This window comes from Pseudacidovorax intermedius (genome assembly GCF_001476815.1).
Classification (GTDB): domain Bacteria; phylum Pseudomonadota; class Gammaproteobacteria; order Burkholderiales; family Burkholderiaceae_C; genus Xenophilus; species Xenophilus intermedius_A.
This window is the reverse complement of sequence record NZ_LDSL01000161.1, coordinates 1-7,882: the sequence shown is the minus strand read 5'-3', so window position 1 is coordinate 7,882 and position 7,882 is coordinate 1. Positions and strand designations below refer to the sequence as shown.

At 72.0% G+C, this 7,882-nt stretch carries 9 protein-coding genes and 1 pseudogene; 3 read left to right on the top strand and 7 right to left on the bottom strand.

Annotated elements, in window-relative coordinates; all coding sequences use genetic code 11:
• Positions 1–491 precede the first annotated feature (491 nt).
• Positions 492–818, top strand: coding sequence for a hypothetical protein (locus NS331_RS21905; RefSeq protein WP_153012979.1), 327 nt, complete (start codon positions 492–494; stop codon positions 816–818).
• A gap of 128 nt (positions 819–946) precedes the next feature.
• Here the strand turns inward: NS331_RS21905 and NS331_RS21900 are convergent, their stop codons facing one another.
• Positions 947–1,180, bottom strand: a complete 234-nt coding sequence (locus tag NS331_RS21900) for a DUF3606 domain-containing protein (RefSeq protein ID WP_058644061.1) — start codon at positions 1,178–1,180, stop codon at positions 947–949.
• Positions 1,181–1,402: 222 nt separating this feature from the next.
• Between NS331_RS21900 and NS331_RS26825 the strand changes: the two genes are divergently transcribed.
• On the top strand, positions 1,403–1,570 hold the full coding sequence (locus tag NS331_RS26825; protein ID WP_193758176.1) for a hypothetical protein: 168 nt from the start codon (positions 1,403–1,405) through the stop codon (positions 1,568–1,570).
• A gap of 128 nt (positions 1,571–1,698) precedes the next feature.
• Here the strand turns inward: NS331_RS26825 and NS331_RS21895 are convergent, their stop codons facing one another.
• Entirely contained in the window at positions 1,699–2,184 is a 486-nt protein-coding gene (locus tag NS331_RS21895; protein ID WP_058644060.1) for a hemerythrin domain-containing protein, read from the bottom strand.
• 227 nt (positions 2,185–2,411) lie between these two features.
• Between NS331_RS21895 and NS331_RS21890 the strand changes: the two genes are divergently transcribed.
• The gene (locus NS331_RS21890; protein ID WP_058644059.1) at positions 2,412–2,645 is read left to right on the top strand and encodes a DUF2789 domain-containing protein; all 234 of its coding nucleotides are present in this window, start codon (positions 2,412–2,414) and stop codon (positions 2,643–2,645) included.
• Here NS331_RS21890 and NS331_RS21885 read toward each other — a convergent pair.
• The 5 genes and pseudogenes from NS331_RS21885 to NS331_RS26820 all read right to left on the bottom strand — a co-directional run.
• On the bottom strand, positions 2,629–4,140 hold the full coding sequence (locus NS331_RS21885) for an efflux transporter outer membrane subunit (protein ID WP_058644058.1): 1,512 nt from the start codon (positions 4,138–4,140) through the stop codon (positions 2,629–2,631). The genes NS331_RS21890 and NS331_RS21885 overlap by 17 nt on opposite strands.
• Entirely contained in the window at positions 4,137–5,126 is a 990-nt protein-coding gene (locus tag NS331_RS21880) for an efflux RND transporter periplasmic adaptor subunit (protein WP_242873855.1), read from the bottom strand. Before NS331_RS21880 ends, NS331_RS21885 begins: the two co-directional genes overlap by 4 nt.
• A gap of 8 nt (positions 5,127–5,134) precedes the next feature.
• Positions 5,135–5,350: a DUF1656 domain-containing protein gene (locus NS331_RS21875; RefSeq protein WP_058644056.1), complete on the bottom strand. Its 216-nt coding sequence runs from the start codon at positions 5,348–5,350 to the stop codon at positions 5,135–5,137.
• Positions 5,347–7,491 (bottom strand): FUSC family protein, encoded by a 2,145-nt coding sequence (locus NS331_RS21870; protein ID WP_058644055.1) that lies wholly within the window; start codon positions 7,489–7,491, stop codon positions 5,347–5,349. Before NS331_RS21870 ends, NS331_RS21875 begins: the two co-directional genes overlap by 4 nt.
• A 191-nt stretch (positions 7,492–7,682) precedes the next feature.
• A pseudogene (locus tag NS331_RS26820) lies at positions 7,683–7,882 on the bottom strand (outer membrane protein assembly factor BamE); the annotation flags it as partial.

Here is a 7,882-nt window from a genome sequence, read left to right as displayed (position 1 = left end):
GGTGAGTGGCGCGGGCTCCGCGGGTTCGGACAGCTTTGCTTACTGGACGGAGGACGAGCTGGTGCTGTAAGGCGGCTTCCGCCGCCTGGCAGGAGGTCGCCGCGGTCTTGCGCTGCGGCTGCGGCAGGAGGCGCTGGCGACTGCCCGACAGGCAGCTCCGCCGCCTGCGCAGAGCGGTGCAGGCGGCGCGCGATGGATGCGGTGGGCATCCGCGTTCTTCCGGGCAGACGCCAAGCGGGCAGATTCGGCCGCTTGGCGCCTGCGCCACCCGGATCTCCCCGAACCGCAAAACCAGGCCGTCTCACTCAGACTTACATTTTCCAATAGGTATTATGTCGAATTTTGTTGGGTAATTTTGCTGGGGATGGCTACTTGGCTTGCCACGACCTTCGAGCGCGATTGGCCGCCTTCAATGCCCCTGGTACAGCGCCTGGAGCGCGAACACGACTGGGGCACTGCCAACAGCACCGCTCTCCACGTCCGTTGACCCCATGCTTTACCATCCCCCCATGGAACTCGAGATCTACAACGCCTTCGTCAAGGCCGGCGTGCCCGAAGCCGACGCCAAGGCCGCCGTGGAGTCGATCAACCGAGAGATCGACAAGCGCTATGCCCTGCACGCCACCCAGCTTGCCACTCGCGGCGACGTGGAAGGCGTACGGCGCGACGTGGCTCAGTTGAAGGCCGAGGTCAAGACCGACACGGCCGAAATGGAGGCGCGCCTCCTGCGCACCCTGGCCGACATGCAGCGTTGGACCATCGGCTCCATGTTTGCCGCCGTGGGCCTGTTCGCTGCCGTCACCAAGATCTGGCACTGAGCGGCCATCACCCCAACGACAAGGGCGCCCGCGGGCGCCCTTGTCGTTGACGCTGGCCGGTAATGATGACCGCGGCCACGCTGACGCTCATGCTGAGGCGCAGCAGGTCGAGATCATCCCGATGTCGGTCAGGCGCCTCCCGCCTTCTCGATCTGGTCGTCGTTCGTGGAGGCACGGGTGCCCTTCAGGTGCATTTCCACATCGGGCGCCTTGTCGCCGACGGCGGCAACGGCTTCCTTCAGCTGCGCAGCTGTGACATCCAGCTTCTTGCCCCACTGGGCGAGCGCTTCGTCGGACTTCACGTCGATGCGGTCGACGCCGCTCGCGTTGCTGGCGTCATTGGTGGACGGGTTGTCGGCCATATGTCGGAACTCCTGTTGTGATGGATGACGTCCATGCTGGTGGCCCGCCAGGCATCCCGATGTAGGCGCACGGAGGCCAGCCCTGCAAGCATCGACACCCCTTCGCCTGACACCGCATTGCGGGACTCGGAAGCACTTTCCTACGGGCGCCGCTGCCCGCGCCCCGCATGGCTCTGGCCCACGCCGTGGCACAAGCATCGCTTTGCAAGGAGTTGTCGCGCCATGCCATCCCCCACGCCATCGCAAAGCGCCACGCTGAGCCTCAGCACGCGCCCCTTCAAGCTCGATGCGAAGGTCGAGGTCACGCAGGGCGGCCTGCTCGCCATCGCGGCGCTGGTCGCAGGCATCCTGCTGTCGACCGCCGTGGTGGTGCGCGTCGCCAAGCATTGAGCGCGGCCCCGGGCCAAGGTCAGGCAGCCCGAAAACGAAACGGTCGACGCATCGCGCCGGCCGCTTCCAATGGTGACGGTACGAGCAGGCGGGGCCGCCGAAGCGGCCCGGTCCACGCTCGTCCGGCCTCAACCCGCCGTGCTCGTCATTTCCGCTTCCAGCGCCTGCTTGCGCTCCATCAGCTGATCGCGCATGGCCTTCAGGTCCAGGTCGGTCTTGCGGGCCTTCTCGAACATCTCCTCGCGTTCCTCGGTGACGTGGTGGTCGATGTACTCGCCGAGGACGATGACCTTTGCGTCGAACATCGGCTCGTCGGCCTGCATGGCTTCGATCTGCGCGATCAGATCCTTGGCGGAGGCGTGTTCGACGGTGGCTTCGTCCATCATGCCGGTGTCGCCGGTGGCTTCGCGCACGGCGGGATAGAAGATCTCTTCCTCGATCTGCGCATGCACCGTCAACTCATGGCAGATCTGCGTGGCCAGCGCCTTGCGCTCGTCGGCAGGCGCGTCGGCCTCGGCCAGCTTGTTGTACTGCTGGAAAAGCTTCTTGACCGCGATGTGGTCGGCATCGAGCAGGTCGACGGCGTCGTTGCGCTTGGTGGGGGCTTTGCTCATGGGGACTCCTGAAATCGTGGGGTTGAACCAGGGCTTCAGCGTGCAGGCGAGCCGTGGCCGCCATGTCGGTGCTTGGTCGTGCGCTTTGTAGGCGCGCTCAGGCGCCGCTTGCCAGCCACGCCCGGCCGCCCGCGTCGCTTGCGCACGCAGGGCACGCGTTCCTACACCCGGCGACGGGCAAGCATGGCGACGATCCACGCATTCCCACTCTTTGCCGAATCGACGCCATGCTGACCGACATGCCCACGATGCACGACCTCTTCGCCCAACTGGGACTGGACCACGACGAAGAGGCCGTTCAGGCCTTCATCGCCCAGCACGGTCCGTTGCCGGAACATCTGCCGCTGCACCAGGCGCCCTTCTGGACGCCGGCCCAGGCCCGCTTCCTGGAAGAACAGATCAAGGCCGATGCCGAATGGGCGCCGGCGATCGACCAGCTCAACCTCAGCCTGCACCGCTGAGCGAGGCGGCGGCGCCAGTGCCTTCCGGCGCTTCCCAGCCGCCACCCAGCGCCATGAAGACCGCCACCTGTTCCTGCGCCACGCGCGTCTGCGCCGCAGCCAGGCTCGCCTCGGCTGACGCCAGCGAGCGCTGGGCGTCCAGCGTGTCGAGGTAGGAACTGCGGCCGCCCAGATACAGGCGCCGGGCTTGGTGCGCGACCTCGGCGCTCTGGTCTCGGGCCCGCGTCAGCGCCGCCACCGTGACCAGCTCCTGCCGGTAGGTGGACAACGCGGTCTCCGTCTCGCGCAGTGCCTGCAGCACGGCACCGTCGAAGCTGGCCAGGGCGCCCCGGGCCGACGCCTCGGCCCCGGCAATGCGGGCCCGCGCGGCGCCGGTGTTGGGCACGCTCCAGCGGATCAGCGGGCCCAGGTTCCAGGCAAAGGCGTCGCTGCCGAGGAAGTCGCGCGCCGGTCCGGCCGAGGTGGCCGACAGGCCCAGCGACACCTTGGGATAGAGCTGCGCCGTCGCGACGCCGATGCGCGCCGTGGCCGCGGCCAGCTGGCGTTCGGCGCGACGCAAGTCGGGCCGGCGGCGCAGCAGTGCGGCGCCATCACCCACCGGCAGCGCGCCGGCGACGCGCGGCACGTCAGCGCATTGCTGGACGTCGGCAGGCAGATCGCCGGGCGTGCGGCCCAGCCAGGTCGCCAGCTGGTACAGCGCGGCCTGGCGTTGCGCACGCAGTGCGGGCGGCGCGGCCTCCAGCTGGGCCAGCAGCGACTGGGCGCGCGCGAAGTCGGTGGCGCCGGCCCGACCGGCATCGCGCAGGCGCCGCACCACGTCCACCTGTTCCTTCTGCAGGGCGACGGACGATTCGGCCACGCGCAGTTGCGCACCCGTGGCGCAGGCCGTGGCATAGGCACGGGCCGTGCCGGCGGCGACGTTCACGCGCGCCAGGTCCACGCCGGCCTGCGCGGCGGCAGCATCGGCCTGCGCCGCTTCGGCCGCGCGCCGCAGTTCGCCGACCACGTCGATCTGGTACGACAGCCCCGCCCCCAGGCTGTAGGCGAACTGGTCGGGCGGGCTGACGCCCGGCGCCAGTTCCGACAGGCCGGACACGTGGCCGAAGGCGGGGCCGCCGGACAGCGACAGTTGCGGCCGTTCCTCGGCACGCACCTGGGCCAGGGCGGCGTTCTGCCGCTCCAGGGTGGCGGCGGCCACGCGCAGGTCGGTGTTGCGCGCCAGCGCCTGCTGCACCAGGGCGTCGAGCGTGGGGTCGCGGAACAGGTGCCACCAGCGCGGCGGCAGCGGGTCGGCCGCGATGGCCGCCGCGGCGTCGGGCGCCTGCGATTCCTGGAAGGGCTTCGCGGCGGCGGCGCCGCGCGCGACGGCCTCGGGCGGCACATGGTAGTCGGGGCCCACGGCCAGGCTGCCGCAGCCGGCCAGCAGCAAGGCCGCCAGCAGCACCGGCGCGCGGCGGGCGAAGGCCGTGGCGCGGCGATGGCGGCGTCGCGTCATGCCCGGCCTCCCTTCCCTGCCGTCGCCGTCGCGGCGTGCTCGCCGTTCGCAGGCGCGGCGGCGGCGGGCGCACTGCCATCCCGGGCAGGGCTTGCAGCGGCGTTGCCGCGTGCCACCACTTCCACCAGCACCGTCTGGCCTGCGACCAGACCCGCCGCACCCGGCTGGGCGTCCAGCTGCACCCGCACCGGCACGCGCTGCGCCAGCCGCACCCAGTTGAAGGTCGGGTTGACGCTGGGCAGCAGGTTGGCGCCGGTGGACCGGTCGCGGTCGGCGATGCCCGCGGCGATGCTCTGCACCGTGCCCGCCAGCGGCTGGCGGCTGCCCATGGGCGTCACGCGCACGGCGTCGCCCGGGTGGATGCGCGCGAGCTTGGTCTCCTCGAAATAGCCTTCGACGTAGAAGGAGCCGCGGTCCACGATGGCCATGGCGCCCCGGCCCGCAGCGGCATAGGCGCCGGTGCGCATGTCCAGGTTGGTGACCCAGCCGTCCACCGGCGCACGCACGGTGGCGCGCTGCAGGTTCAGCTCCGCCGTGCGCAGCTCGACCTCGGCGCGGGCCATGGCGGCGGCGGCGGCCTCGACCCGCGCACGGGTCTGCTCGCGGGCCTCGCGCGGCACCAGGTCCGACAGGCTGGCGTTGCGGGCGTCCTCGCGGCGGGCCTGCGCCAGGCTGGCCTGGGCCGACTGCACGCCCGCGCGGGCCTGCGCCACGGCCAGCGCGAAGCGGGCCGGATCGATCTCGAACAGCACCTGGCCGGCCTTCACGGGCTGGTTGTCCTGCACCTGCACGGCGCTCACCAGGCCCGAGACATCGGGCGCCACCTGCACGACGTTGGCGCGCACGCGGCCGTCGCGGGTCCAGGGCGCGAGTTCGTAGTGGTCCCACAGGCGCAGGCCGGCCCAGGCCGCCAGCGCCACCACGCCCAGGGTGATCGCCACCCGGGCCAGTTGCGCCGCGAAGGCGCGGGCGCGTGTCGTCGTCATCGTCGAAGTCATGAGAAGAATCCTCCCGGCGCGGTCAACCGCGTCAGCACAAAAAGAACGAGCACATAGAGCGCCGTGTCGAACAGCGCCGCGTGCCAGACCCAGCGGTACACGCCCAGGCTGCCCAGCAGTCGGCGCGCGCCCCAGCACAGGCCCCAGGCCACCACGGCCAGCACCAGCAGCCAGGGGATGTAGACGCCATAGAACGTGGCTTCACCGGTCATGCACGGGCCTCCTGCGTGGCGAGGGGCGCGGCCGGCCAGGGCCGCGCGGGATAGAGGTTGCGGCGCAGGCCGACCAGGGCGGCCAGGGTGCGGCGGCGATCGGCATCGGCCTCGGGGCCCGGGCCGGCATCGGCCGCCGCGCCGCCGGGCAGCAGCGCCCGCAGCGCCTCGTCGATGCGCTCGGCCAGCGCCGGCTGGTCCTGCGCGGCCTGGCCGGTGGTGCGCTGCGCCGGATGCTCGCGGAACAGCCGCGCCACGCGCGCCAGGATGTCGGGGCCGAGCCCGCCGGGCAGCAGCGCGGCATCGCGGCGCAACGCATGCAGGTCGGTGCCGATGCGCAGGTCCACCAGCGCGTCGTCGGCGCTCACGCCGTCCACCGTGCCGCCGGCCTGCGCGATGCGCGGGGCCAGCAGGCCGATGCGGTCCAGCACCCGCGCCGCATGCAGGCGGGCCTGCGCCGCATCGGCCTGGCGCAGCGGCCGGCCCAGTTCGCGCCAGGTCGTGCGCTGGATGCGGCGGGCGCCCCAGCCGGCGCTGACCGAGCGCACCAGCGCCGTCACCACCGCCGCCGCGGCCACGCCCAGCACCTGGCCAACCATGGCGTTGGCGAAGCCGGCGAAATCGGCCTGGCCGGTGTCGTACAGCGACAGCGTGCCGATCACGCCCGACAGCAGCAGTGCCATGGCCTTCATGAAGGTGGCGGGCCGCGCCAGGTAGCAGCCCAGCACCAGGAAGGCCGGCGCGCACACCAGCGCCAGCGTGGGCAGGTCCACCACCAGCGGCATCAGCACCAGCACGTACAGGGCGCCGAGCGGCAGCGACATCAGCAGCGCCTTCAGAAATCCGTAGATCGAGGGCGCCGGGTCGTCCATGCCCGCGAAGAAGGAGCAGAAGACCGCCGCCATCATGGCCATCGCCGCGCCACCGGGCCAGCCGGTGAGGATCCAGAAGGCGGCGCACAGGCAGATGGCCAGCGCCGCGGCCAGCGCCGACCAGGCGGCCATGCCGACGTCGCGGTGCAGCACGTTGCGGGCGGCGGGCGCGGCATGGCGGTCGGCAGGCAGCGCCGAGGGGCGGCCGGCCAGGCCGGCGTCGATGCGCTGGCGCAGCTGCACGCAGGCCTGCCAGGCGTCGACCAGTTCCTCCAGCCGCACGGCCAGGCCGATGCGCAGCGCGCGGGTCCAGGCATCGGCCTGCGGCGCGGCGTCGGCGACCGCACGGGCGGCGGCGCGCAGGCCGGCCAGCTCGGCATCGGCCAGGGGCGCGGCTGGCGTGCCCGGTGCCGCACGGCCGCTGTCGGCCAGGCGCGCCAGCACGCCGCCCACGACCTGCTCGACGTCGGCGGGCAGCCGGCCTTCGGCGTCGCGCAGGGCCTGCAGCCGGTCGTCCACCGCCGAGGCGAAGGGCGTGAGCGCCGCCACCTCGTGCTGCAGCGCGCGGATGGCCGACGCGGTCCATTTCAGATGGCTGGTGTCGAAGGGCACGTGCGTTGCCATCACCCGCAGCTGCGAGATGTCGCCGGCCAGCTTGCGGCGCGCGGCCTGCAGGCCGGCCGCGCCGTCCGCCGTGGCGGCGGCGGGCTGGACCATGCCGCGCAGCCAGGCGCCGGCATCGGCAAGGGTCCGGTCCATCAGGCCGACCAGGGTGGGCCGCAGGCTCACGGGCAGCACCAGGCTGTGGACCAGCGTGCCGCACACGATGCCGATGGCGATCTCTTCCACGCGCGCGGACGCGGTCTCGAAGATGCCCAGCGGCGCACCCACGGCCGGAAAGCCGATGAGCGCGGCGGAATAGCCTGCCAGCATGAACAGGTAGGACCGCGGCGTGCGGTCCAGCAGCGACACGAACAGGCACAGCGCCACCCACAGCGCCAGGGCCAGGGTCAGCAGCTCGGGCACGTCGACCAGCGCCGGCACCAGCAGCAGCGCCGCGGCGCAGCCCAGCAGCGTGCCGGCCAGCCGAAAGACGGCCTTGGACCGCACGGCGCCAGCCAGCGGGTTGGCGACGATGTAGGCCGTCATCAGCGCCCAGAACGGCCGCGGCAGGCCGGCAAGGCTGGCCACGGCCATCGCCAGCATGGCGGCGGCGAAGCACTTGGCGGAAAAGACCATCTCGGCCGCGCTGAAGCGGGGCAGCGTCATGTCAGTTGTCCATGGCGCTGGCGCGCCACCCGCAGGGCATGAAGCCGGCGCCGCTGTTTTGATCGAAGGGCCGCGGAGCAGGCCATGCCAAGGCACCCGCGGAACGGGCTTGGCCCGGCCGCCGGGTGCGCCCCTCGAGGGGGATGGGACTTCCACACGCAGCGAGGAAGTTCAAACGGGGTGGGTTCATCTCATGGTGCCTCGACGCTGCGATTCTGCGACGAGCCGCTGCGCACCACGGACTGGTGGTCGTTCAGCACCGCGGGGAAAACCATGGGCGTGTTGGGCGGCTGCATCCAGCGCCATTCCCATTCGGTCTCCTGCAGGAGCGCGTAGCGCGCCACGTGCGGCGGCTTGCCACGCAGCTTGGGCAGGTCCTCCAATGGCATGC

What these genes read in the sequence shown, in the direction of transcription:
- NS331_RS21905 (WP_153012979.1), top strand. Translation starts at nt 492, where the DNA reads ATGCTTTACCATCCCCCCATGGAACTCGAGATCTACAACGCCTTCGTC.
- NS331_RS21900 (WP_058644061.1), bottom strand. Translation starts at nt 1,180, where the DNA reads ATGGCCGACAACCCGTCCACCAATGACGCCAGCAACGCGAGCGGCGTC.
- NS331_RS26825 (WP_193758176.1), top strand. Translation starts at nt 1,403, where the DNA reads ATGCCATCCCCCACGCCATCGCAAAGCGCCACGCTGAGCCTCAGCACG.
- NS331_RS21895 (WP_058644060.1), bottom strand. Translation starts at nt 2,184, where the DNA reads ATGAGCAAAGCCCCCACCAAGCGCAACGACGCCGTCGACCTGCTCGAT.
- NS331_RS21890 (WP_058644059.1), top strand. Translation starts at nt 2,412, where the DNA reads ATGCTGACCGACATGCCCACGATGCACGACCTCTTCGCCCAACTGGGA.
- NS331_RS21885 (WP_058644058.1), bottom strand. Translation starts at nt 4,140, where the DNA reads ATGACGCGACGCCGCCATCGCCGCGCCACGGCCTTCGCCCGCCGCGCG.
- NS331_RS21880 (WP_242873855.1), bottom strand. Translation starts at nt 5,126, where the DNA reads ATGACGACGACACGCGCCCGCGCCTTCGCGGCGCAACTGGCCCGGGTG.
- NS331_RS21875 (WP_058644056.1), bottom strand. Translation starts at nt 5,350, where the DNA reads ATGACCGGTGAAGCCACGTTCTATGGCGTCTACATCCCCTGGCTGCTG.
- NS331_RS21870 (WP_058644055.1), bottom strand. Translation starts at nt 7,491, where the DNA reads ATGACGCTGCCCCGCTTCAGCGCGGCCGAGATGGTCTTTTCCGCCAAG.